Source organism: Aquiflexum gelatinilyticum, assembly GCF_024741135.1.
Lineage (GTDB): Bacteria > Bacteroidota > Bacteroidia > Cytophagales > Cyclobacteriaceae > Cognataquiflexum > Cognataquiflexum gelatinilyticum.
Window position 1 is genome coordinate 18383 of record NZ_JANSUY010000003.1, and the last position, 26313, is coordinate 44695.

A 26313-nucleotide genomic window follows, 5' to 3' on the forward strand; every position below is an offset into this window, starting at 1 on the left:
TTACATTGATGTATATTATTTTATGAATAGCGATCATACACAAACTTAATCCAGAAAAATAAAATGTTATAATATTTTTGTTTTTTTTCTGATGTCAAATCAAGATATCATGTTTAATCGCGTAAAAAAAAATCATAGATAAAATCGACTTAAATTTTTGTATTTCCCCAACCCGAATCAAGCACAATAAATAATGTAATTTTATGAAAATCAAAACCATTATTGATTTTTACAGGTTTAGGTCATTAAAATAATTCTTTATTTATTATGTTTCTACCTGTTAGTTTTAATTTACTTTAAAAAAATAGATTAAGCTCCCATTTTTTAACGAGAATTTTATTTTCTTTGAGTTTAAATTAAAACTTATGAAAAGAATTTTGATTTCTGGGGGAGCAGGTTTTTTGGGTTCCCATTTATGTGATAGACTTTTAAAAGAAGGCAATGAAGTGCTATGTGTTGACAATCTTTTTACAGGAAGAAAAGTAAATATCCACCATTTGTTGGACAATAAAAATTTTGAATTTTTGCGACATGATGTCACTTTTCCATTGTTTGTTGAAGTTGACCAAATTTATAATTTAGCTTGCCCTGCAAGTCCTGTACACTATCAGTTTGACCCCGTTCAAACCACCAAAACAAGTGTTATTGGTGCGATCAATATGTTGGGATTGGCAAAACGTTTGAAAATCAAGATTCTTCAAGCTTCTACATCGGAGGTTTATGGAGATCCTGAAATCCATCCCCAACCTGAATCATATAAAGGATCAGTAAATACAATAGGAATTCGTGCTTGCTACGATGAAGGAAAAAGATGTGCAGAAACTTTGTTTTTCGATTACCATAGGCAACATAAAGTGGATATAAAAGTCATGCGGATTTTCAATACCTATGGGCCAAGAATGCATCCAAATGATGGTAGGGTGGTTAGTAATTTCATTGTCCAGGCCTTGAAGGGGGAAGATATTACTGTTTTCGGAGATGGAATGCAAACAAGGAGTTTCTGTTATGTAGATGATTTGATAGAAGGAATGTATCGCCTTATGAATTCAAGGGACGGATTTACAGGCCCTGTTAATATCGGAAACCCCGGAGAATTCACTATGTTGGAATTGGCCCAAAAGGTCATAGAACTTACTGAAAGTAAAAGTAAATTGAAATTCTTACCTCTACCTCAAGATGATCCGATGCAAAGACAGCCAATCATTGATTTGGCTAGAAAGGAATTGGATTGGGAACCAAAAGTACAATTGAAAGAAGGTTTATCAAAAACGATCGAATATTTTAAGAAAGTTATAAATTAGGTTTTATTCTCTTTTTCATAATCCATATTTCCTAGTTGTTATTCGAAAATAAAATTCTAAAGGGAGCTATCTATAAAATTGGATACAAGTGGGTTATTTTATTCGGGTATATTTTATTTCCATTGAAATAAAATAAGGTTTGAATTCGATTTGACTTAATTGATACTTGCTGAATTTAAACGATTCTCCTAAAATAATTATGGCTGAATCAAGTTTTAGAGAAATTCTTGAATAATGCTTTTCTAGATATTTAATGAGTTTGGTAATTAAACCAACGCAATTACTTAAAATCACCCTGAAAAAGAAGATACAACCTGGAGGCATGTCGAAATAAGATAAAAATCGGTTGTCTTGTTTTGTTAATGAAAATTAGTGCGTTAAAAGAAAAAATAAACCTAATCTTTAGTAGTATTTATCGGATCGATGTTAAGTAAAAAATGTTGAAATGATAATATTCCAATTAATTAAAGGAGGTTATTGAAAGTGAAAGTCTTTGAGCCATTGAGGTTGCATTCAATCCATTTATTTTCATGAGTAAAAATAAAAATTATGAAATCGACTAAATTGTTTCCTTCAATATATCCTCAAGCCTTTTAGCAACCTCCTTGGCATAAAAATTTTCTTTGGCAAACTGAAAGTTATAATCACTGATTTCTTGAATTGCATCTAAGTTAGATAGAAGGTCCTGAATTTTTCCAACTGTTTCTGTAGACAATGCTTCGAAGGGATTAATTGAAATCCCCATTTTTCCCTCAATAAAAAAATCTTTTACTCCTCCAACAATTGAGGTAACCAAAGGTAAACCAAATGCCATTGCTTCCAAAAGGCAAATAGGCATTCCCTCGCCATGCATACTTGGAAATAGAAATACATGGGAGGATAAAAAAGCATCCTTCTTTTCCTTGCCCGAAATATGTCCCAAAAATTCAATATTTGTGATCATTTCAGATTGGACATAATCTTTCAAAGAATCTAATGCTGAACCACTCCCTGCAATTTTGAATTGAAGTTGTTTATTTGGGAGTTGGTTTTGAAGTTCCCTGAATAAATTTACAGCTTCAAAAATTCCTTTTTCCTTTTCTATTCTTGCCATAAATAAGAATACAATAGGAAAATTAGTATGTTCATTCCATATTTTCCTCGAAATTAGGCCATCGGTAAGGAAAGAATCAACTACAGTCGTTTCAATATATATTTTTTGATTAAAACCCCATGAAACCAATTTCTCCTTAAACTCGGAGGCTAAGACTACCATAGAGTCTACTTTTTTGAATGATTTTAGAGGATATGCATTTGATTGCTTGTATTTGTCTGTTTTTATTTCATATTCTTTATCCCAACCATGAAAAAAAACTACCATTTTTTTGTCTAAAAGTTTGAGAATATTGATATACACTTGATCTCTTTTACACCCTGTGGCTGCAAAGGAGGTGTTTATCAAAAAAACATCATATTGGTTATTGATTAAATGAATCAAAAATTTGGAATAATCTAAAATGTATTGAAAAATAACTTTAGGACTTCTGATTGTACTCTTATTCCCCCTGAAAAAAAATTCATAATTATTTCCCATTACTTTTTTGAGGGAGGAAAAATAAACCGCAACCCCTCCGGGTTTGTCAAAATATGGAGTAAGTATCAATACTTTCATAAATCAGTGTGGTGAAAGTAATTCTTAGCAAATCAAATGCTTTAAATTACAAATGCAAAAACTTTCAATAACTTTCAATAACTTTCAATAACTTTCAATTATTCATTTTAAATGTGTAAATATAACAGATAGCAAAATTTCCTTTCAAATTGAAACAATTTTTGTTTTCCATTATTTAAAAACCCAATATTTACTTCCATCCCAATGAAATTGGAATTAGGCTTAAAAAACCTCTTTTTAGTAGTCTATATCCATCAGTGTTTTCAATTACAAACAAATGGGACTATCCAAATTAGAATACTGGATTGAAATAATATTTTGGTTATTGAGGGTTAAGATTTTACTTTCTGGGCATCTTTGTTTTTTTAAACATTTATGTGCTTTCAGTGAAAGTATCTTTTGTAGTTTCTATGATAACTTAAATGATCGATTCTTCTGTTCCTTATTTTTTTTGCAGGATTTCCTGCATAAATAGACCATGGTTCAGTATCCTTAGTTATGACAGAGTCAAGGGCAACAGCCGTACCTTCTGCAATTGTTCTTCCGGGAAGCACGGAGACACCCAAAAAAAGGCTTGCATTATCCTGAATAACCACCGAAGCACCTACGGTAGGGTATTCAGGATCATCCAAATCGTGTCCTAAAGTCATAATTTTGATGTGCCCTGCTAAATCAACATTGTCTCCTATTCGAATTCCTCTCCTTCCATCCAATAGTGAATCGTGTCCAATGGAACAATTCGACCCAATAACAATATTCCAAGGGGAATATACCCTCAAGCCCATTTGGATATTGGTGTCCTTACCAATTTTCATTCCATAAATGTATTTATAAATTAATCTTCTCAGAAAATAACTTGGAATCCTTGATACAATATGGTTGGCAAAGCTTAAATAAAAAAAATGAAAATATTTGATGACTTCACCTTTAAATCCGCTTTTTTTGAACCTATTTGTTTTCATATTCTTTATTATGATTTTGATATAGGTAATAACTTAAACCTGCAAACATCCATGCATTGTTCCAACGCATGAAAATAGTTTTATCCTTGTAATGCTTATGTATCCTAAAATAAAAACCACCGTTTTTATCTTGCATGTTATTGCACATCCATAATCCTACTTTCTTGGCCAAGTCCAACTTTCCAAATCGACTTAAGGATAAGAGAGACTGCGCAGCGGCAGTGCTGTCTATGGGGAAAATTTTGTTGTCATAAAATTTTGGAATCTCTTCATTTTCAAAAAAATTTGTGATATAAAATTGAAGGCCCTTTTCAAATTCATTCTTAAACTCTTGATCCTTACACAAATTCATGTAAGCGTCAATGCAATCCAAATTATAACCGGTATGGTAGTTGTCTGCCCAAGATCTTGCATCATGCATGGCATAAGGCCAAGAACCATTTTCTTTCTGAACCCTTGTCACATATTGGACAGCTGTTTTGGCTATCTTTTTCAATTCAGGGTCTGAATTGAAAAAATAAGCTTGTGAAAGTAATCTCGCTGCTTTTAAAGATGCATTCAATACAAATTGTTTGTCAACCGGCGAATATGAAAAGCAAAAGAGATCACCTTCATAAGAGCGGTTGAGGTCTTTTAATACGAAATTAACAGCATCCAAAATAATTTCTTTGATCTTTTCATTTGGGAAAATCAAATAACTTTCGAAAAGTGAGTTAGTGATGATGCCAGTGGCAACGCTTGTAGGTACATAAGCATTGATTTTTGTATACCTCGCCTCCCAATCAAAATCATAACCCCAACATATACCGCTATAACCAACTGACTTGTTTTTGACCAAAAGTTCGAGAAGAAATCCAATTTCTTTTTTATAAAACGCCTCATCTGAAGGGATTGCTTTTGCCAAATACGAATAAGCTTGAATACAAAGACCGATTGTAACAGGGTTTAGTCCCTTTTTTACACCAAGAACCTTCCTCAGATTGATGGGTATCCTTTTACAAACTTGTTGGGCCCCAAACCTTATCAACCTAGATCTAAGTAGAGGGAGTTTGAAGTAGGGAGACAAAAGAGTATCATAAGGATCGTAGCCTTTATATTTATTGTTTATTATATGCTCCTGAAGTCTAAGTGTGCCTGAAAGAATATCATTCATTTGAAGAATATTATATTTTTTTAAATAAAATGCAACTTATTTACCAACACAAACCATGATAATTGGCTAAATCCTCTAATTCTTCTATTCTAACAAGATCGATTACAGCCGATTTTTTTGAAAGTTCAGATTTAAATTTTTTACCTTCAAAGTTTTTATGGTTGATTAAAATGATATCCGCACTGTCAATGGCTTCCACCGGATCATTGGTGATGAGATCCGATAAATGGGGCAAATGTTCATCTATAAATTGTTTATTTGCGCCAACTAATTTTGAAAGGTGTACGTTTTTATCATATATTGACAAAGAATATCCCTTTCCAATCATTTTTTCTGCCAAATCTACAGATGGACTATACCTCAAGTCATCTGTACCCTCCTTGAAACTTAAACCCATCAAAGCTATCTTTTTCTTTCCTGTTCTTTGTATTATCTCAAATGCAAGTCTTTTTTGGTTTTCGTTAGAATCATGTATCGCATTGAGAACCGGAGAAAGTAAGTAATGGTCATGTGCTAAGGTGACCATACCCTTCAGATCTTTAGGAAGACAAGATCCCCCATATGCAAAACCGGGTTTGAAATAAGCAGGTGAAATATTGAGATGGGTATCTTTGCAGAATATTTGCATCACTTGATGTGAATCTATTTCAAGTGCCTTACAAATATTTCCAACTTCGTTGGCAAAGGTGATTTTTAGGGCGTGGAACGAATTGTTCACATATTTTATGATTTCTGCAACTTCTATTTCAGTTATCTCAATAGGAGCATCAAGTTCTTCATAAATTGAAGCTACCTTTTTTAAGGCAAGTTCATGATCACCCCCAATTACAGTAACTGCAGGGTTATAGTAATCTTTTACAGCCGAACCTTCTCGAAGAAATTCAGGATTAGATACAACGGAAAAGGCAACCCCTCTTTTTTTGCAGGAACTATTTTCTATAATTTCGCCGATTTTTTTATTGGTGCCCGGCATTACTGTACTCCTGATGATGACAACATGGAAGCTATCTTTCTTAGCGAGAGCTTCCCCAATTTGTTCAGCTGTTTTATAAATATAACTCAAATTTAAATGGCCCTGAGGAGAAGAAGGAGTACCTACACAAAGAATACTTACTTCTGAATTCAAAACGGCTTCCTCAGCAAAAACAGTTGCAGTTATTTTGCCTCTTTTAAACTCCTCTAAAATAATTGAATCTATATCTTTTTCTACAATAGTAGGCAATCCCTGATTAATCAGGTCTACTTTGAATTGATTTACATCAACTCCGATGACGTTGTGTCCATTTTTTGCGAGACAACCCAGGCTTACGCATCCAACGTAACCAAGTCCAAAAATTGAGATTTCCATTTTTTTTTATTTAATATATTGTTTGATTTTATTTTCCATAAATGTGTTCATATCATCCCATTCGAGCAATAAATCTTCCCGTATTTTATCTTGAAGGTGGGCTTTAGTTTCAGATTGGAGTGATGAATTAATTGGTGCTATCGCATTTTCCAAAGGGTAATGTTCTAAAATACCACGATCAATCAGCAGCTGATTGGCTTTCATTTCTCTGATACCGCAATAAATGCTAGGGACACCGAGCATAGAACCTTCCCTCGCCATGCTGTCACCCGAAGAAACAGTGAGTTTCGAATAGTAAATGAGAGAATGTATATCCTCTATAGGCTCCTCCAATAGGATCCAATTTGAAGGAAATTTATCTTTGATAGTTTTGTCTTCTAGTGAAAGTAAAAAAGGAAAGTTTTGATCGAGTTGGCTTGAAATACTGCAAACAATGGCATCCATCTGATTATAATAATTAAATGATTTATTGCTTACCTCTCTTACAAAAACGTAACCATAAGGCTTTAATCCAAATTTATCTAAGACAGCGGGGTTTGCTTTGAAGTAGGATGGGCTCAAGTAACTCCATTCCTTTAAACAGTTGAACCACTCAATTTTTGATGATTTCTTTATGATGGGTGGGAAAAATAATTTTGTAGATAGAATTTCGTTTACTTTGTTGATGCCTTTTCTCTCTGGATCATCATAAAACTGTAATAAAGGTACCTTGCAATATAAACATGCCAAGGCCAATGGCGCACTGCTTGCAGCAAGGCAAAGGTCAATTTTTTTTTCCTTAATTATTTTGATAAAATCAGCGGTTCTGACAACATTTCCATCCCAAAAAATTGACCATTTTGTTCCTCTACTACTTCCAACTTTAATGCATTCAAAACTTGGGTATTCCTTTTGTATGATTTTTGGCAATTTTCCCCGATCAAGGTAACAGATAATTACATTCCAACCCTGTCCTTGAAGATTTTTTGAAATGTTTTTAAATAGATTTAATTGAGCTGGATGTTTTATATCGATTAAAATATTTTTCATAATACAAGAAAGCAGAGATTAACTTATTTTAAAATAAATAAAAAAAAAAATCAAGATACAAGACTGGGGCTTTCCTTTTCAAGTTTTTCAAAAACCTGTTTTATTTTTTGAGATTCGTTTTTGTTAAGAATTAAAAATGCATCTTTAGTATAAACAAAGATGGTGTCTCTTAGACCTACAAATTCTAAGTGAATATCTATTCCTATTCCCATATTGCCATTTTCATCGGTCGGATGTCCTTTTGATTTCAGATATTGATAAATCGATTCAAATGAACCCATGTCAGACCATTCAAATGAGGACGGAATCACTTTTATTTTTCTCGTTTTTTCCATAACTGCGTAATCAACCGATATCGAAGGGATTTCCATCGTCTCAATTTCTGGTAAGAAGTTATTTACCTTTTTTCTGAAGGCGTTAAAGGAGGTTTCGAACACTTGAGGAGCATGAAGTTTAAGTTCTTCCAAATAAGCAGAGGCTTTGAAGCAAAACATGCCGGAATTCCATAGAAAGTTTCCTGATTTCACAAAATCAGAGGCAATTTCCAAATCAGGTTTTTCCCGGAAACTGATTACATGTTCCCCTTGGTATTCAATATAACCATACCCTGTCTCTACCCTTGATGGTAAAATTCCAAAAGTAACTAAATATCCATCTTTTGCCAGTTTTATTGCCTTCAATACATTATTTAAATATACGTCCCGGTTTTCAATCAAATGATCTGATGGAGTGACAAATAAAATATCGTCAGGCTCTGAGGAAAATGCTGCGAATGCGATGGCAGCTGCAGTATTTCTTGGACATGATTCAATTATTTCATCATAATCTTGAATCCCCAATGAAAGTAAATCAGCATTTGATAATGAATAATTATCTTTATTTCCAACTACCATAATTTGATCGCAAAATCCTTCATTTCTAAAAACGGTCTTCTGAAAGAGGCTTTGGTTGTCAAAAATCGGTATATATTGTTTTGGCCTAGACTTCCTGGAAAGCGGCCATAACCTGCTTCCAACCCCTCCCGACAAAATTACATTTATGATTTTCATGAGATAGATAGTTTATTAAATTAGATTGAAATTGATGTAAAAATAACACAAAAAACAAAAAACAAAATATAAAATACAAAAATATATATTTAAATTGGTTTTTAATCAAAAGTATCTTCTACAAATTTCTCCCAAAATGCTACATACTTTTCAAAAATAAAATAATTCTTTGAAATTGCACACCTGTTTTGAAAACAAACATTTGAAGAATGTATCTGATTGCCATCAAATTAAGAAACAATGCAGGATTTTTTTTTGAAGGATATATTGGTTAGGAATGCTAAAATTAATTAGTATTGGAATTTATTTGATCGAAAATTTATCTTAAATGGATTCCAGAAAAATGACAATTTTATTTTTTATCGGTTCCTTAACCTCAGGAGGTAAGGAAAGAAGATTGCTTGAACTCATTACTTTCTTGGGAAGGAATGATAAATACCGGCTTGTTTTGGTAACTAAAAAGACTGAAATTTATTTCGAAAATTTCAAATTTCTAAATATCGAATGGGTGCAAATGGAAAGTGAAAAAATTGGTTTAAAGACTTTTTCTGGCTTTTTTCAAATTGCAAAAAGAGTAAAACCCGACATCATACACACATGGGGTAATATTCAAACCTTAGTAACTATACCTTTTTTGGTAAAATTCCATAAGACAAAACTGGTAAATAGTCAAATTACTTCGGCCCCACCGAAAATTTTTTTAAAAGAGAAAATTGTTTCAAACATTAACTTCTTCTTTTCGGATGTAATCCTTTCTAACTCTTTTGCGGGCTTGGAAGCCTACAACCCACCAAAATTAAAAAGCAAAGTGATTTACAATGGGGTTAATTTTAATCGATTCCAAAAATTGTTACCCATAAATGAAATAAAAGAAAGATATGACTTAAACAAGAAATTTACCTTTGTTATGGTTGCCTCTTTTTCAGCAAATAAAGATTACCTAAGATTTTTTAAAATTGGAATTGAAATTGGAAAAATAAGGGATGACGTCAAATTTATTGGGATAGGATTTTTTAAGGGTGGTGGAGAGGGCCTTTTTCAGGAATGCGAAAAATTGACAAGTGGACATCCTAATCTTGTGCCAATGGCAGGAACCACCCATGTTGAATCCCTCATCAATGCAGCTGACATTGGGGTGCTATTTTCGAACAAAAAAGTACACGGGGAAGGAATTTCCAATGCATTGATTGAGTATATGGCTTTAGGTAAGCCTGTAATAGCAAATGATGCCGGAGGAACCAAAGAAATTGTAGAGAATGAAATTAACGGATATTTGGTCAATGACGAACCAGAGGTGGTTATTGCTAATTTGATAAATGATTTATTAAATGATCCTGAAAAAATGGAAACTATGGGGAAAAAATCCAAAGAACGGATATTCAAGGATTTTTCTTTAGACAGGATGGGTAAATCTTTTGAGGAAGTTTACAATGGTTTGATTTTGGAATAGGTCAATTCTTTTTCCTTCAAATCATTGTTTGCGTAAAATTTAGGATTATCTCATTAGAAAATTTAAATAAATAAAATGAATAGTTTAGGTATAATTTACCTGTCCTGATTGAAGCAACGAAGCATGACCCTGAGTGAGGTAACAAATTATAGGCCATTGACCAATTAAATTGAAAGTCATATGTCCTAACTAGAGAAATGGCTTTAAATCAAATAATGTTAAAAATACCTCGATTGAGGATGGTAACATTCCATTTAATTACTGATAAATATTTTTTTGAAGGAAATTTGTGGAAGGTATTCTCGATTTGATTTGAAATATTGACTATCCTTAAAATTATTGTACCTGTGAAATCTTCTTGCAACTTTCATTTCTGATAATAATATTTGTTTTATTGATATGATGGTCTTACCCCATAAAGCCTTATCTATTGAAGAAAATAAAAATTGAATTTATCTCTGCAGACTTCCAAAAGGGTTTAATAAATAGGTTAATTGGTGAACTTGCTTAAATTTAATTGATCGAATTACCTATGGTAAGTATGAATTATAAAATAATTCACACATTTGTAAAAGAATAGAAAATATCCAAAGTTGTATTCATTCCTTATCTCGTTAATCACCAAATTATTTTTCAATTAATTACTACCAAAATGCTCGATATTGAGTCCCACAAAAACACAAAAATACGGTTTCTAGAGGGTGATGTTTGTCTGAAAGAATTAAAGGAAACTGAATTATTGAAACAATGGAAAGATCTGATTGATAAGTCAAAGTCATCTTCAGTTTTTCAAACTCCTGATTTTGTGGTTCCTTGGATAAAAGAAAATAAGAATGAATTTTCACCTTTATTTGTTTTACTGTATTCCGAAAGTGAATTGGTAGGCCTTTTGGCCCTAGCCAGAAAAATAGACCCCAAAACAGGAAGATTATCCAAGCATTTAGTCGGTGCAGGACATTTTTATGCACTTTACCAGAATTGGGTACTTCTCGAAGGCTATGAGACTGTTTTTTGGGAGAAAGGGCTTTTAGGTTTAATTAAACATATTCCGGGTTGTGAAATCAACCTGAAATCATTGCCAAATTTAACTGCATACCAAGGAATAACTTCTAAAAATAGCGTTCTGAAATACAGTGCTATTGAAAAATATCATAATCCCATCCTTGACTTTGAATCTGAGGATTTTCAAAAAATAATCAATAAAAGGCATTTTAAGGCAAAATATAATAGAGTTAACAAATCAGGTAACCTTCACTTCGAAAATTTGACTTCCATGGAAAGGCTTTTGTTAGCTTTGGATCAAATTGAAGTATTTCATAATCTAAGGCAGGGTGCAGCTTTCAATAAAACACCATTTCCTTTGGATAAAGATGAAAGAAATATATTTATTGAATGGTTTAAAAAGGGATTGCTTCATGCAACAGCTCTTTGGTTGGATGACAAATTAATTGGAGCCATCATTATGATCAGAGATGGTAACCATACTGTCCATTTGGCCGGATTGATAACTTATTCTCCATTTCATGGAAGATATTCTCCTGGTTTGGTTCATTTATATTTGCTTGTTTTAAGATTAAAAGAGGAAGGGTTTCATTTCTTGAAGCTATCACCCGGATATGATTCTTACAAAGAAAGGTTTTCTAATGATAATGAAGAGATATACGAATTGTTAATTTCCGGGAATAGAATTGCTTTAATGAAAAGAAACCTCAGGGTTTTTTTTAGAAGAATAATACTAAAAAAGGGAATCCGACCCATGGAGTTAAGTGTTTGGATAGATAAAAACCGTGCAGCTTTCAAAAATAAATTGTTCAGATTCAAAAAAGGAAATGCACATAAAAACGTAAATTGGAGTCACATTTTAGGGAAAATTAATCCGGAAAAAGAAGTAAAAATATTAGATGATTTTGAATTCAAAGTATTAGACCTCACCCAATTGCTTCTTGTAAACGATTGTACTTTTGAGATATGCAGATGGGAATTCCTTCAGGATGCTTTAAAAAGATTGGAAGAAAACCAACTTTTTTTTACACTTACTGACAAAAAGAGATTGATTTTGTGTGTTTGGTATAATAATCCCGATGTTGTATCAAAAAAAATTAACAAATCGGAATTTCCTTATAATTCTAATGATATTTTTGCAGCCTTGGATGTTGATTTTAATCAATTAAAATTCTTGAAATAAAGTACAAAATTTAATTTGATAGTAAACACAAAAGTTTTTGATCAATGGAATTTTTATTTGATTTTTATAAATATTTTTGATCGAATTTCACTCACTTAAATTATTGAGAATATATAGTAATATTCCCTTGTTGAAATCATTAAAATGGCAATTAAATCGAATTCTTGGATGATGACCCAAAAATCCTATCCAAAGGCCTTCATATATCTTGTTTCTTATAAATTATTGAGAAACCGGTAAAAAATAGTTGGTTATCTCTATTTTTTCTACCCTATTTATAGCTGCCAATTAAATGACACTAAGGATTAAAATCTAGTTCTAAAGATTATAGGTTGTGCTCTATTTACAGTAAAAGAATATTTGAAAACCTGAGTCCTACATTAACCTATTTGTTGAAATTGCTTTAATTCTTATAACTTTATTTTCGCATCTTGGTCAACATATATTTAGGAATTAGTAATTTAATTGAAGAATCCCTTCGGCTATTGATATGAAATTTAAAAACACTGTCATAAACTTCCATGTAATTAAAAATTCAGATTGGATGGAGCGTATTTTTATTTTACTTAAAAAACATTATAATTTCGTTTCACTTTCTCAGCTTGAGAATTTCTACTTTAGAGGTTTAGAACTTAAGAATGCCTGCCATATTACGGTAGATGATGGAGATTTAAGCGTTTATACCCATTTGTTTCCCCTAGTAAAAAAATATAAGATTCCTATTTCAATTTATGTTTCGCCCCTGTGTGTCAAAACAGATAGCAATTTTTGGTTTCAAGAAATAGTTGGTTATGATTTTCAAAAGTTATTTGAGTTTTATTCAAAGATTTATGGCAGTACATTACGATTCGAAGGAAGGCACCAACTTTATGCAGTTTTGAAACAATTACCTATAAAAGATTTGATAAATCTTATTGATGCTTTTAGGTTGTCACAAGGTATTGAACCAAAACCTCGAATGGGGCTAAATTTAGAACAGTTATTAGAATTGAAAGCATCAGGACTTGTGGAAATAGGTGCACATACTTACAATCACCCAATTTTGGCCAATGAGGATATGAATACAGTTGTGTTTGAAATTAAGGATTGTATTTTGGAGTTAGAGGATATGATTGGTGAAAAAGTAAAATGGTTTGCATATCCTAATGGTGTACCTACCCTAGACTTTTCCAATCGCGAAATGGAATTACTGAAAGAATGTGGAATCAGATTGGCCTTTTCAACAGAAAACAAAAGGTTTTCGATGGAAGATAATCCCTTAAGTATTCCTAGGACAGGAATTTCTAAAGGAAACCTATCTTTTATTTATCTAAAATTGCTTTTTGGTAGCGGTTGGGATATATTGAAAGAATTATTTAATTCAAATAAAGAAATTAAGATTAGAAAAAAATATTTTCAGAAAGGAAAAAGGCTTAATCTTTCATAATGAAATCAAATGGACTAAAAGTACTTGTTTTCGTTCCCCATTTTTTCAAACAGGGGGGGGTTGCCTTGTTTTATAAATCATTACGGCCATTTTTCGGATCAAACTTCAAATATTTTTTCAGGGGGAATAGATCCTCACACAATGAAAATTGGGCAATTTTCAATTATTTCATTGATTATATAAAGTTTTTAATTCATTTATTATTTCACAAAACTGATTTTATTTTGATCAACACTTCCTTAGCCAAGTCCGGATGCAGTAGAGATGCTGTTTTTATTTACATACTTAAGCTTTTTCATAAAGATTTTATGGTTTTTTTTCATGGTTGGAATAAGGACTATGAGCAAAGGATTGAAACAAACAAAGGGTTTAATAAATTTCCGTTAAACCAGTTTAAAAAAGCCTCAACTGTGGTTGTATTGGCAAAAGATTTTAAATCAAAATTGGAGTCTTGGGGGTTTGATCAAAAAATATACTTGGGGAAAACAGTTGTGGAAAATAACTTGATAGAAGGATATGTTAACCCTACCAAAAAATTTCTGGATGAATCTATTTTCACTTTTATTTTTTTAGCGAGAGTAGAAAAGGCAAAAGGTATTATTGAAGCACTTCAGATTTATAGGCAAATTCAACTTATTAATCCGAGCAAGAAAATGCAATTTAAGATAGGGGGAGAGGGTAGTTTTCTCAAATCTGCCAAGGATTTCGTGACGATGAATAATATTCAAGATGTTCATTTTTTAGGTCATGTAGAGGGTCTTGAAAAGAGACTTCTTTTGGAAGAAGGTCATTTTCTCCTTTTTCCGTCCTATTCTGAGGGAATGCCATTGTCAGTTTTAGAGGCAATGGCATTTGGGATTCCTTGTATGGTTACAGCTGTTGGAGGCTTAAAAGATTTTTTTGTTGACAAAGAAATGGGTGTATTACTTGAAGACCTGGATATGATAAAGGCCGCAGAAAATGTGAATGCGATCATTAACGATCAAAATTGGTTAATCCAAATTTCAGAAATGAATTACCATTTTGCCCAAAAAAATTTTCTTGCTTCCCATGTCGCAGAATCATTAAAGGAACTTATTGTTGACGTTTATAAAAAGAAAAGTCATGCTCAGAAATTTTAATGGGCGATCTTTTGTGAAACCAATTATTTTAAAAAAATTCTATTCAATGAATTGGCATACACTCAAAATTTCAACCTAAATTAATTTTGGTGTAAAGACCTGAAATTTAGAAAAATTAAATAATCACACAATTAACACCTTTATTTTTAGGTTAACATAGTATGCCAGTTTTTAAATTTAAAATACCTATTATTTTTCTACCTTAATTTTGGGAATCCATGTTTGTGGGTATATAAATTAAAATTAACCATCAAAATCCGATGAACAATTACAGTTTACATTTGCCATTGCAGTCTCGAGCTTTAATTATAAATGAGGATTTCTTGAGGGCATGGGATGAATTACATTCTTTCTGCCCTTGGGCTACAATTTTTCAATCAAAAGATTTTGTTTTGACATGGTTTCAATGTTTTACAAGCCATGAACCTACCATAATTTGTGATTGGGATGGTAAATCCATATCAGGACTATGGGTTTTGACTGAGTCAAATGGAAGATTTACGGGTCCGGGATTTGATTTAGCAGAATACCAAGTATGGTTATCCACGCCTCAAAGGCAAAATGATTTTGTGGAATCCGCTTTGAAAGAATTTCAAAAGACTTTTCCTTCTAAATCCATTTACATGAAATATGTCCCTGGAACTACACCTCTTGATGTCTTCAAAACAAGCAGCTTTCTTAAACATCATTCATTTTTTAGACATTACATTCATCCAATCATGCAAACGGATAAAGAAAGCCTTCAACTTGAACTTAAAAAGAAAAATAGAAAAGAGAAAATTAATCGTTTAAATAGGATAGGAGAATTGCGCTTTTCAAGAATAACTGATTTTAAGCAATTTGAATTATTGATCGATGAAATGGCATTGCAAAGTGATTTTCGGAAGGGTGCCCTTTACAACAAAACTTTCTTTTTTAATGAACCTCATAGGAAGGACTTTTTACTTCGATTATTTGATTTGGGGCATGTTCATGTAACTTCCCTGTCAGTTGACAATATACTTATCGCATCCAATGTTGGGATAATGGGTACAGATATTGTCCACCTTCAAGGAATAAACTGCCATTCCCCTTTCTATTCAAAATATTCACCTGGAATCTTACATTTTTTAATGTTAGGAATAGAATTAAGTGATACAAACATCCCCTATTTCGACTTGACTCCAGGAGGGGCGGATGGGTATAAATCCATTTTAGCCAACAAACAAGGAGATGCGTTTGAATGGTGGTTTGGCCCCAAAACCTTTGCATGGGGGGTGAAATTCAAGGAAAATTTAAAGCAAAAAGTAAAAAAAGGATTGGAGAAACAAACTAATACGGCTTTCAATTGGAAAGAAATCTTTGATGCTTATCTTATTTGGAAAAATTATTTAATGGGTTTTAAAAATAAAATATTGAATGCCCAAATACCATTCACCACCTATTTCTTAGGTTCAAAATCCACATGTATAAGACTTAATGTCTTAGATATTTTAAGGCCATATCACGGTGAAAGTTTAACTGAAAATGAAACATTGAGTAATCCTATACTTCGCAACAACAAAATTTCGGACCTTTTCTTTTGGGACGAAAAAAAAGCAGGAATACCTAGATCATCTTTGTTTTTGGATTGTCTTAGCAGAATTGAATTTGGGCAACAAATGTTTACGTTAACGCAAGACAATGAACTATTTGGAGTTGTTTGGATAATCCCAATTGATGCCAAAAGAAATAATGAAGAAGAAAGGAACATTTCTGGAGAAAAACAATACGTTTTATTATGTTCCTGCTATGAATTAGGCAGAGAAGAGGAATTATTAAAAATGTTATCCAATATTCATAGAAAATCAGTTCCAGAAGATTTTCATTCAAACTGTATTTTTGAATTAGCAGATAATCAAAAAAAACTATTGAATTATATAAAAAATAAAAAAACCCAATTTTCTAAGGTATAAAGTAGAAATTCATGTTGAGGTAGTTTTATACCGCCTTTCTGACCAAAATATAAGTTTTCAGGTTTTAAGATTAATTCAAAGTTTTTGAATCCGGCATAAAGGAATTGATTGTTTATTTCAATGTATAATGCTTTACCCGATTTTTAGATCCAATTCAAAAGTAGCAAGATAAACCGACAACAATTATGACTATTAGAACAATTACAACTTTTCAAATTCGGCAACCTGAAAATCCGAGAGGACCTAATTACTTACTTTTATGAACGGTTTGAAGGAAATGCACAGTTTAATGAACACTCCCCTGACAACCCGAAAACTCGACAACCATTATAATAATTATAACAATTATAAAAATAATAACCATTATAACAATTACAACTCCCAATCTTCCACCCTTCCAAAAATCCTTTATCCGTCTTCCAACCTTAGTTCTTCCCAGCGCCATTTTTTCATTCTTAATTCATCAATCTTCATCTCCACAAGAAAATTTCCCTTCTTCCCTCCTGAAAACCTGATACTAGAAAATCGGACTTCCCTAGAACCTGACAACCTCGAAAACTCCAGAACCATTACAACAATTATAACCATTACAACTCCCCATCTTCCATTCCTCCGAGTAGGAGCAAAGCCCTACCAAAGTAGTACCAAAGTAGTAGCAGAGTAGTACCAAAGTAAGGGATAGTGCGAGCTTACCCCCCTAGATACATACTTTCTTAAAATTCTCCGACTTCACCACCCCAACTCGATAACCGGACTCCCGACAACCATCACAACAACTACAACCCTTCCAACCCCAAAAAAATAAGCCGAATAACCCTTAAACAAATAACCTCCAATCCTTCCTCATTTTCCTAACTTTCCTTTTTTTCCGTATAGTACACTTTCGTTATGATTTGAGCAGACTTAGTTTCAATTTTGAGTATGTTTCACATAAACCATAACAAAAAATGGCAAGACAATCCAGTTTCTTAAAGTTAGAAGGCACCATTGGAGATGTTACCTTTTACAAAGGAGCAAACGGTTCCTTTGCAAGACAAAAAGGAGGAATCAGCAAATCTAGGATCCTCAATGATCCTAATTTCCAGAGGACTCGGGAAAACCTCGCAGAATTTGCAAAGGCAGCTGCAGCCTCACAGCTTTTGAAAAATGCTTTCAGGGAAATCACACTCAGGTCAAAGGACCTCAGAACCCACAACAGGCTCTATGCCCTGGCAATGAAAGTAATCAAATCCGATCTCGTAAGCCCAAGAGGAGAAAGGAACTTCGCTTTGGGTGACCATAACCTGATCAATGGCTTCCACTTCAATGTCAACTCCCTTTGGGGTACAGCAGTGTTTGTCCAGCATACCATGGAGACTACGCCCACTGACCTGAACGTGGCATTTCCTGAGTTTATTCCTGGTACCAAACTAGCAAGGCCAATGGGAGCTTCACACGCGAGGATGTTTTTGGTGGCTACTGCCCTAAACCTCGCAGAGGGTACTTATGAGACCAACTTGGTTTCATCTGTGGATATTGAAATCAACCAGCAGCCTTTAACAGGGTTTCAGGTTTCCATCCCCAAGATTGCTACTGCCGGGACCATACAGGTCTATGCGATTGGGGTGGAGTATATGCAGGAGGTCAATGGGGGAATGTACCCATGAATGACAAAACCCACAATTCGGCAAAAATCATCTTTATCGAATAGGACCATGCTGATACACCTCGAACGCGAATATTGGCCCGGTGGTACCAATGGCACCATCAGGTTCGACGGATACAAAATCTGCCATACCGTTATCCACATGGCGGAGAAACAACCCCGATTCTTGTATTCCTGAAGGGGCATACCCTTTGGAAAGGGAATATTCTGAGGAACACGGTTGGCACCTTATTATCAGGGATGTATCTGGAAGGGGATTGGTCAGAATCCTGCCGCAGGCTCCGAAAATTGGAGCTGCCACCTCAATCACTCCTGTTTCTAAAATCATTGGAGAAGGACGGGGGTCACAATCACGCCATGCTTTTGAAAAGTTCAAAGAATTGGTTTACTCCATCATGGACCAGAATGAGGATGTCATCCTTGAAATCAGAAGTTTTCCAGATGCGGCTTTAAACCTTGTGCAGTTTGAACTCTCATGGATGGATTAGAGATACAGCCGATGATGGAAGGGATCATCTCCCTTTTACTCACCATCATCACCTACCACCTGAGTTCCATTTCCCGGGAAATGAAGCAGTTCAAAAAGGATTACAGCGAACTGAGAAACACCTGTAACGGGCTGATTTCTGAGCAGGTATCCATCCGGACCAAATTGGATGGGTTGATGAAAAAAACCAAAAGGAAACCGGAATTACCGGATTGAATAATTTAATTTAAAATTAATCAGGGGTCAAAGTGATCCCTGATTTCTTAGACAATCAACTATAGATGTCTAAATTTATTTTGAAAAACATTTGTGATAAATTGAAATTAAACTTATGTTAACATTAGTTTACGTGAAAAACAACATGGAGTGACCTATTCACCCACAGATTTTATGGTCATTGACCTTTTGCTACCGGAAGGGCCTATCAGACTTCCCTTCCCCGGTTTTTATAACTTATGTCTGACCCAACATGAGTATGGCAAAAAGAGAACGAAGTGTCATTTATGCAAAGGACATCATGAAAATTACAGGAAGAAGCAAAACATACGCTTATGGTTTGCTCAAGAAGATTAAGGCTTTTTTCAGTAAAGATAACCACCAGTTGGTCACTATTGATGAATACGCCCGATTTCATGGTATACCGGTTGAAAAGGTGATGGAATACCTCTAAACAAAAATGGTGGGCAAATTGTCTCTACACCTTTGGTTTAGGTTTCCTACACCCTATAGGATCGAGAACTGGTATTCTTCCGGCCATTAGCCGCTTGAGGTTTTTTGTGTTTCTTTATTCAGGTCTTTTGAATTCCCTGAACACGGATCGTACAAAATTATTTGGGTTCTGACTTCCAGGAGTAAAAAAGTGGTGATGGTAGGACAGCGTTCACTAAGGTATTTTTATCGAAGATTTGCTTCTCGGCAGGACAATTTATATGTCCGTGGTGCGGTTTCAATTAAAATTGCTTTGAATTCTAATCACTTCCTGTTTCATTTATTTAAGAAAATTCAAGAAACAAACAGAATTCAAAAACAAAATAATGTCTCTAAGGAAAGGAGGAGGGATCAACAAAAAAATATTGAGGCAATCCTGCGAAAACCAACGTCTCACCTTTTGTCTTGAGGCACATTGTTGTTCCTAGACTTCCTGCTGTTTTCTTGGATGTAACTGCTTAAGAAGGTATTGCTCCGAAGTACAACAAACTTTTCATTCTTGGTTATTTTCACCTACGTATCTATTCAGCTTTAGTTTTAGTGGCAAAATTTTGCTGTTAATTTTACCAAACATACATATCTTAATATGAAAGGGATGATTTTTCTATGGTAGAACAAGATAAAACTTCAACTTCGTTTTTTTATTACTATTGAATCCAATTTTTTGCATGCACACATTTTTTATAAAAATTCCTGAATGAAAGTGAAACGGATAATTTAAAGACCCGGTAGAAGGTCGATAATTCCAAACATAGGGAAATCAGGATACAGTCTTTTGTTAAATTAAGGAATTAAATATTGGATTTTATTTCACAAAAAGTAATATGGCTTTTAAGAAAGAAAATATCTCCTGCCTTTTAGAAGGCAGGTTTTTTTCTAACCCAGTCCAATAATGAAAAGGAAAAAAGTAATCAGCTAATTTTATCTTAGAAATCTCTCAAATTTAAATTTTGGATGTGATACTTAACTTGTGCCTTTAATATTTAAAACCAAAAAGGTTACCCTATGCTTGGGTAACCTTTTGGATTTTATTAATGGATTATGAAGGACTTAAAATGCTTCCTCATGCGTCTTCTTACCAAAAACTGTCAACCAGATAATTTTGATATCGAAGAGTAAAGTCCATTTTTTCAAATATTCCAAATCATGGGAAGTTCTTTGTTTCTTTTGTTCTTCTGTCTCCATGGGACCTCTCCATCCATTTACTTGTGCCCAGCCTGTAATTCCCGGCTTGTAATAATGCCTGACCATATATTTATCTTCAGTTTCCTGCATCACTTGATTGAGGAATATCCTATGTGGACGAGGACCTACTACACTCATCTCACCCGTCAATACATTGATAAACTGAGGCAATTCATCCAAACTGTATTTTCTTAGAAATTTACCGATTTTGGTTATTCTTGGATCGTCCTTAACTGTCGATTGAGTCCCTCCAACTACACTGTCATTGGTTTTCATCGACCGGAATTTAAATACCTTGAATTGTTTCCCACCTTTTCCTACCCGAATAGGGGTATAGAATACCGGACCTGGAGAATCCATTTTTATCATTATACCGATAACCACAAATATTGGAGAAAGAAAAAGCAATACTGTGGATGCAAAAACAATATCAAAAATATTCTTTAAAAGGTTTGGAAACCAATTATCCAAGGGCAACTGTCTTATATTGACCAACTGTAGATCTCCAAATTGGTAAGTTTTAAAATTCTCACCAAATATTCCCTGATAATCGGGAACAAAACGAATTCTCGTCCCATGATAGTCAGCAATTTCCACAATTGATTTAATTTTATCCATTTCATTGTAAGGCAATGCAATGATGATCTCGTCAGCAAAATTATATTTTAAATATTCCTTTAAGCTATCAAGGGTAGCGACGGTCCTTTCATGCTTGCTTTTTCCATTTACCTCAGGGTTGCAATCAATAAAACCCTGAACTGCAAACCTCGCGTAAGAACTTGATTCTAAAAACCCTGCTACTTTATTTGCCAATTGACCAGAGCCTGCAATTAAAGTTGTACTCATTTTGGTTCGCCTTTCCTTGATTGGTGCGGCCAACCTGATTACCAAAGAATTTGTGATGATTCCCAAAGAAGGTATGCCTGCCAGGATTGCAATCAATAAATTCCTAACATCTTTTGGGAAAGAAAATACCAAATAAAGTATTCCGATGATTCCTGCCAGAATAAAGTAAGTTTTGAAATACTTACTTAATCTTGATTTTACAAATGAACTCCCAGTCCATTCTACATATAATTTATTAGAATAACCTATGATTAGCCAAAGTGAGATTAATCCAAGCAAAAAGACAATTTCCATTTTTTGGAAATTGAGGTCATTGATTCTGTAAAAATACAGTGAAATAAAGAATGCAATTGTCAAGCTGATTACGTCCCAGAAAACCAGAATTGGAACGTTTGATTTTTGATGATTTGTCATAGCCTTTAAAAATTTAATTGTAAGATAGATTATCGAGCGTTTTACCGTTTAAATAATTAACTGAAAGATGAAATGTCATTTTAGGCTTTAGAACGGTTGCAAATATACATAAAATTGTATTTCAATTCCGTTAATAAGCTTTTAAATAATCATGTCCACCAGGTTAATTTTCTCCGTTTGATGCTCCAAATATAGAAGCATAAAATTTAAATAAAAATAAAATGCATAAAAAATTATTCAAAAAGCAAAAAATATGATTTAAAAACTAAAATAAGATGAAATGATTTTTTAAAAAAAATGAAAAATAAATTCATATGTTTTTTAAAATTTCGAATTTTGGAGGTCAAAAGCTATTAAAATTTAATTTTCCAACAATTATTTACATTTTTTTGATACTTACATTTGGCAATAAATACCAATAATGTGTTTTTTTTATTTTTTGTGAATAATTTATGTTCCGATAAAATCAAAAGGACTTTAATCTCAGAAATTTGAATTACAATGTATATGCCAAATCAAGGATTCTATACTTTCCTAAGTTAGAAAAACGTAAAAGTTGGATTTGGAAGTTTGTTTTTCTATAAATATTTAGAAACTTAAATTCAGTTTATACAATTTCAGAAAAATTGATGAAAAGCGTTCCTCAAATACTGTCATTTAAACCTTGGAAAACTTGAACAGGATAATGTGAAATTAAGGGTATGTCACATAGGATGGTTTGATTTGGGTCTTTTTTATTAATTGGGTAAGTAAGGGTATTCTTTTATTATGATCCGCAATTAACATTTAATAATTACTCCTAAAAGTCATTTACTATGAAATTGCAAACACCTTATTCAAAAGAAATGTCAGCCAAATTTTTATTTCCTTATTTAGTGACAACTATTTAAGATAGAAAAATATGTCAATAAAAACTGCCAACTTTAAAATCGATTATTTACAATAATTAAACTACTTGGATTTGAAATTTTCAATTTCCTTCTTTTTATACCTTATTTCCATTTTCTTTTTGGGTTATTGGATTCCAAGGGAAGAATTTTGGCTGACTTTGTTTTTTTATACCACCTGCTTTTTATCTTATTTCATAATTTATTCTGAAATAAGTGAAAAGGGTTTTTCTTTTAAATTTGGAATGCTTTGGGCATTGGTATTAAGGATTACATTAATCTTAGCAATTCCAGAACTTTCAGATGATTTTTACAGATATATTTTTGATGGACACTTGCTGAAATTAGGCCTTAATCCATATTTGACGTCACCATCTGAAATACTACCAATGTTGGAAAAAACTTCAGATTCCTATTTAGGTTTTCTGTTTGAAAACTTAAATTCTCCTAATTACTTTTCGATTTATCCTCCTTTACACCAAGCATTTTTTTACTTAGCATCTCTTGCAGGTGAATCTTTGTTGAAGAACATTATAATCCTTAGAATTTTCATAATTCTTTTTGATTTTTTGAATATTTACCTGCTTTACAAAATCATGAACCTGTTAAATAAACCAATTTCAGGAATTTGGTTATATGCTTTTAACCCGCTTGTGATCATCGAGCTCACAGGGAATCTTCATTTCGAGGGTTTGGTTTTGACGGGTATTTTAGGCTTGGTTTATTTTTGGATCAAAAAAAGAAAAGGGTTTGCAGCCTTGGGTTGGTCCTTTGCCATAGGAATCAAATTAACACCCTTAATTCTTGGACCAATACTGTTACTTGGTTTGAAAAGAAATAAAGTATTTTCTTTTTTTCTATTTTCTTCAGTTTTTATTTCAACCTTTTTATTTCCTTTGATTTTCTCAAATGGATTTCAAAAATTTTGGCAAAGCTTTCGCCTTTTTCAAAGCACATTTGAATTCAATGCCTCTTTGTACTATTTGACAATTTGGATTTCAAGGTTTTTCATTGACTATAACCCCATTGCCTACGTCGGACCTATATTAAGTTTTGTGGCTTTCGTCTCCATCATTTTTTTTAGTTTAGTATACAAGGCAAGGGATAATGAAAAATTATGTTTAGGGATCATATATGTCTACCTTATTTATCTACTTTTCCAAAATGTTGTCCATCCATGGTATATCATACCGGCTTTTGGAATCAGTGTTTTGACTGGGAGTAGGATTTTTTTGGTTTGGACAGGGTTGGTTTTTTTGTCCTATTATACTTATTCAAATGAGAATTTTGATGAAAGTGGTGTTTTACTGCTGGTAGAATATGGGATTTTATTTGTCTTTATTTTAAAGGAAATTTATTTTAAACCTCTATCGCCTAAAAACAAACCGGGGATTGAATAATTTTTCAATTGCCGGTTTTTAGCGTATTTGATGTTTCTTCATGATAATTAATTGCATATCAGACCCTTATTTTTTTGAAAGACGCCATGATAAAATTCTGTTTTTTTAAATCCCTTTAAAATTTTCTATTATCATTTCGTTCTTAAAAAATCCGATTGTTTTTAAAAGATTTTATTTTGTTATTTGTTTGAATACAAGAGCTTAAGTTCAGTAGGTATTGTACTTTACTTTAAGTAGTCGGATCAAAAGACGAAGCCCAAATTTTGTGTTTTGATTTCCAGTAGTAAATGATTGTAGCCCGGTAATTAATTAATCAAAATCATTTCAATTGTAAATTCCTCCACTTTCTCTTTCATAGAATGCTGGCTGATATTATTGAAAATCTGAGAAATTTAATTCACATGGGAAAAGTGACCTTTAAAATTGAGTTTTTAAACTATTTGGGCTATACACAAAAGATCTGCATACTGTTTGTTTTTTTTATTGGGTTGAGTTCATGTGCAGGCAATCTTTTTGAGGATGAGGATTTCATTGATGATATAAGCATACAGTACCAGTCCCTTTCTTCCAAATATGGTAAAATCGGTATTTCTGATGCCGCCAATGATGGCATAGAGGAGTTTTACTTTCTTGCTCAAACTGTTGAAAAGCAACCAAAATTTAATGGAAAATTCAATCCGGATTTATCCCCAATTGTGGAAATAAGTGATGATTTTGATTTCAAAGTGATTCATCAAAGATTCACTTTAAATGAAAATGGGGAAAGTAAAGTTAAGATTGACAGGCAAGGGGAATTCTATTTTGTGAATTGGAACACACTTCAATCAAAACCTACAAAAGGAAAAATTTATAGAATCAGGGTTAGGGTAAATGACAATATCCTCGGTTTCGCAGATTTTGCGATCATATCAAACAATGCCAGAGAACCAAACAGTAACATCCAAACCCTGAGGCTAAATGAAAATTTGAAGTTAGCCTTCAGGATTGAGCAAAAAATATGTCCTGCAAAAATTGAATTGTCACCCAATGAAGCGACTGTAATGGTCTCCGGTAAGCAGCAGTATGTGGCTAGGGTCTACAATTATTATGGAGAAGTCCTGGAAAATCAAAAAATTAACTGGTCCGTTTCGGATGAGGAAATTGCTTCAACAGATCAAAATGGACTTGTGGTTGGGAAGAAATTTGGATTTTCAGCTGTTAAAGCTACTGCAAATGATGTTTCGGCAACCGCCTTTATTTTTGTTCAAGAAAATGATGATTCCCCCCGTCCTGGCAAGGATGTCGTTGTATTCAATGATGTCAATCCTTTTTTTGACGAAGGCATAGAGAATCCCAATAACCAATTGATGGTCAAGAATCTTGTCAATTTTTCTACACCCGGGATCAGGAATCTCGGTACCAAAATCTGGTTTGATTGCGGCAGATCCTCCGCCCATCTGAAAGAAAACCCCATTCCTTGCGGTTCCTCATCACGTTATGATCCTCTAAGGAATTTGATCAGAAATGAAGGATTTGTATTGGAGGATATTTCCTCTTCAGCTGGTACATTGATTGACATTCCGATTGATGTCAAAGTAATTTTTTTATGGCTTCCAACTGTTCATTTCCAAATCGAAGAAATCAATACACTAAAGAAATTTGCAGAAGAAGGAGGAAGGATCATTTTCATTGGGGAGTGGGATGCATTCTATGGAAATCAGGGATTGGATGTAGAAAATAAATTTTTGATCAACATGGGAGCATTCATGAGAAACATAGGAAAGGCAGTGGACTGTGGTTACAACACTCTCCCAAGCGCGTCTTTGAGAGCCCATCCAATAACAAGGGGAATTGAAAACCTAACCATTGCCTGTGCTTCGGCAATTGAATTGGGACCGAACGATTTTGCATTGTTTTATGATAAATCCAACCGCTCGGTACTGGCAGGCGTCGCCCAAATCGAGACTCAGCCTATTTCTGAATTGGTTTCTATGGGAAATCTTGAAGGGTTAAATCTTAAAATCAAATCAAATTCAAAAAATACTGCTGGCTATTGATAATGGGAATTGAAAAAAATGATTGAATCATGATAAATCCTGTGGTTATCTTTGGTGATTTTCCAACAGTGATTAAATGCTACCTTTCACTACCAA

Annotated in this window: 20 protein-coding genes; 13 read left to right on the forward strand and 7 right to left on the reverse strand. The window is 33.3% G+C overall.

The window, feature by feature from the left end; translation table 11 throughout:
* The first annotated feature begins 365 nt into the window (after nucleotides 1-365).
* A complete protein-coding gene (locus NU887_RS06180; RefSeq protein WP_258422498.1) occupies nucleotides 366-1301 on the forward strand; it encodes a UDP-glucuronic acid decarboxylase family protein in 936 nt (311 codons plus the stop codon).
* 559 nt (nucleotides 1302-1860) lie between these two features.
* Here the strand turns inward: NU887_RS06180 and NU887_RS06185 are convergent.
* The 6 genes from NU887_RS06185 to NU887_RS06210 form a co-directional block, all read right to left on the reverse strand.
* Nucleotides 1861-2952 carry a glycosyltransferase family 4 protein gene (locus NU887_RS06185; RefSeq protein WP_258422499.1) on the reverse strand — a complete coding sequence of 364 codons (1092 nt, stop codon included), beginning with the start codon at nucleotides 2950-2952 and terminating at the stop codon, nucleotides 1861-1863.
* Between the two features lie 383 nt (nucleotides 2953-3335).
* Nucleotides 3336-3767 carry an acyltransferase gene (locus NU887_RS06190; RefSeq protein ID WP_258422500.1) on the reverse strand — a complete coding sequence of 144 codons (432 nt, stop codon included), beginning with the start codon at nucleotides 3765-3767 and terminating at the stop codon, nucleotides 3336-3338.
* A gap of 133 nt (nucleotides 3768-3900) precedes the next feature.
* The gene (locus tag NU887_RS06195) at nucleotides 3901-4818 is read right to left on the reverse strand and encodes a delta-aminolevulinic acid dehydratase (protein ID WP_258422501.1); all 918 of its coding nucleotides are present in this window, start codon (nucleotides 4816-4818) and stop codon (nucleotides 3901-3903) included.
* A gap of 289 nt (nucleotides 4819-5107) precedes the next feature.
* Nucleotides 5108-6415: a UDP-glucose dehydrogenase family protein gene (locus NU887_RS06200; RefSeq protein ID WP_258422502.1), complete on the reverse strand. Its 1308-nt coding sequence runs from the start codon at nucleotides 6413-6415 to the stop codon at nucleotides 5108-5110.
* Nucleotides 6416-6421: 6 nt separating this feature from the next.
* Nucleotides 6422-7444, reverse strand: a complete 1023-nt coding sequence (locus NU887_RS06205) for a DUF354 domain-containing protein (protein ID WP_258422503.1) — start codon at nucleotides 7442-7444, stop codon at nucleotides 6422-6424.
* 50 nt (nucleotides 7445-7494) lie between these two features.
* Complete coding sequence (locus NU887_RS06210; RefSeq protein ID WP_258422504.1) at nucleotides 7495-8493, reverse strand: mannose-1-phosphate guanylyltransferase; 999 nt, start codon at nucleotides 8491-8493, stop codon at nucleotides 7495-7497.
* Between the two features lie 514 nt (nucleotides 8494-9007).
* Between NU887_RS06210 and NU887_RS06215 the strand changes: the two genes are divergently transcribed.
* The 10 genes from NU887_RS06215 to NU887_RS06260 all read left to right on the forward strand — a co-directional run bounded on the left by NU887_RS06215 (nucleotide 9008) and on the right by NU887_RS06260 (nucleotide 19411).
* The gene (locus NU887_RS06215; RefSeq protein ID WP_258422505.1) at nucleotides 9008-9943 is read left to right on the forward strand and encodes a glycosyltransferase family 4 protein; all 936 of its coding nucleotides are present in this window, start codon (nucleotides 9008-9010) and stop codon (nucleotides 9941-9943) included.
* A 1075-nt stretch (nucleotides 9944-11018) separates the two neighbouring features.
* Nucleotides 11019-12128, forward strand: coding sequence for a GNAT family N-acetyltransferase (locus NU887_RS06220; RefSeq protein ID WP_258422506.1), 1110 nt, complete (start codon nucleotides 11019-11021; stop codon nucleotides 12126-12128).
* Nucleotides 12129-12618: 490 nt separating this feature from the next.
* Nucleotides 12619-13554, forward strand: coding sequence for a polysaccharide deacetylase family protein (locus NU887_RS06225; RefSeq protein WP_258422507.1), 936 nt, complete (start codon nucleotides 12619-12621; stop codon nucleotides 13552-13554).
* Entirely contained in the window at nucleotides 13554-14675 is a 1122-nt protein-coding gene (locus NU887_RS06230) for a glycosyltransferase family 4 protein (RefSeq protein WP_258422508.1), read from the forward strand. The genes NU887_RS06225 and NU887_RS06230 overlap by 1 nt, the downstream gene beginning before the upstream one ends.
* Before the next feature lie 260 nt (nucleotides 14676-14935).
* Nucleotides 14936-16609 carry a GNAT family N-acetyltransferase gene (locus NU887_RS06235; RefSeq protein ID WP_258422509.1) on the forward strand — a complete coding sequence of 558 codons (1674 nt, stop codon included), beginning with the start codon at nucleotides 14936-14938 and terminating at the stop codon, nucleotides 16607-16609.
* Between the two features lie 259 nt (nucleotides 16610-16868).
* Nucleotides 16869-17273 carry a hypothetical protein gene (locus NU887_RS06240; RefSeq protein ID WP_258422510.1) on the forward strand — a complete coding sequence of 135 codons (405 nt, stop codon included), beginning with the start codon at nucleotides 16869-16871 and terminating at the stop codon, nucleotides 17271-17273.
* Nucleotides 17274-17556: 283 nt separating this feature from the next.
* Nucleotides 17557-18255: a hypothetical protein gene (locus NU887_RS06245; protein WP_258422511.1), complete on the forward strand. Its 699-nt coding sequence runs from the start codon at nucleotides 17557-17559 to the stop codon at nucleotides 18253-18255.
* 91 nt (nucleotides 18256-18346) lie between these two features.
* Nucleotides 18347-18742 (forward strand): DUF5675 family protein, encoded by a 396-nt coding sequence (locus NU887_RS06250; RefSeq protein WP_258422512.1) that lies wholly within the window; start codon nucleotides 18347-18349, stop codon nucleotides 18740-18742.
* Nucleotides 18730-18957 (forward strand): hypothetical protein, encoded by a 228-nt coding sequence (locus NU887_RS06255; protein ID WP_258422513.1) that lies wholly within the window; start codon nucleotides 18730-18732, stop codon nucleotides 18955-18957. The genes NU887_RS06250 and NU887_RS06255 overlap by 13 nt, the downstream gene beginning before the upstream one ends.
* Before the next feature lie 259 nt (nucleotides 18958-19216).
* Nucleotides 19217-19411, forward strand: coding sequence for a hypothetical protein (locus tag NU887_RS06260; protein WP_258422514.1), 195 nt, complete (start codon nucleotides 19217-19219; stop codon nucleotides 19409-19411).
* A gap of 1088 nt (nucleotides 19412-20499) precedes the next feature.
* Here the strand turns inward: NU887_RS06260 and NU887_RS06265 are convergent.
* Entirely contained in the window at nucleotides 20500-21894 is a 1395-nt protein-coding gene (locus tag NU887_RS06265; protein ID WP_258422515.1) for an undecaprenyl-phosphate glucose phosphotransferase, read from the reverse strand.
* A gap of 1132 nt (nucleotides 21895-23026) precedes the next feature.
* Here NU887_RS06265 and NU887_RS21205 point away from each other — a divergent pair.
* Both NU887_RS21205 and NU887_RS06270 read left to right on the forward strand, forming a co-directional pair.
* The gene (locus NU887_RS21205; RefSeq protein WP_476727038.1) at nucleotides 23027-24181 is read left to right on the forward strand and encodes an MptA/MptB family glycosyltransferase; all 1155 of its coding nucleotides are present in this window, start codon (nucleotides 23027-23029) and stop codon (nucleotides 24179-24181) included.
* Between the two features lie 401 nt (nucleotides 24182-24582).
* Nucleotides 24583-26217: an Ig-like domain-containing protein gene (locus NU887_RS06270; protein ID WP_258422516.1), complete on the forward strand. Its 1635-nt coding sequence runs from the start codon at nucleotides 24583-24585 to the stop codon at nucleotides 26215-26217.
* Nucleotides 26218-26313: the final 96 nt, after the last annotated feature.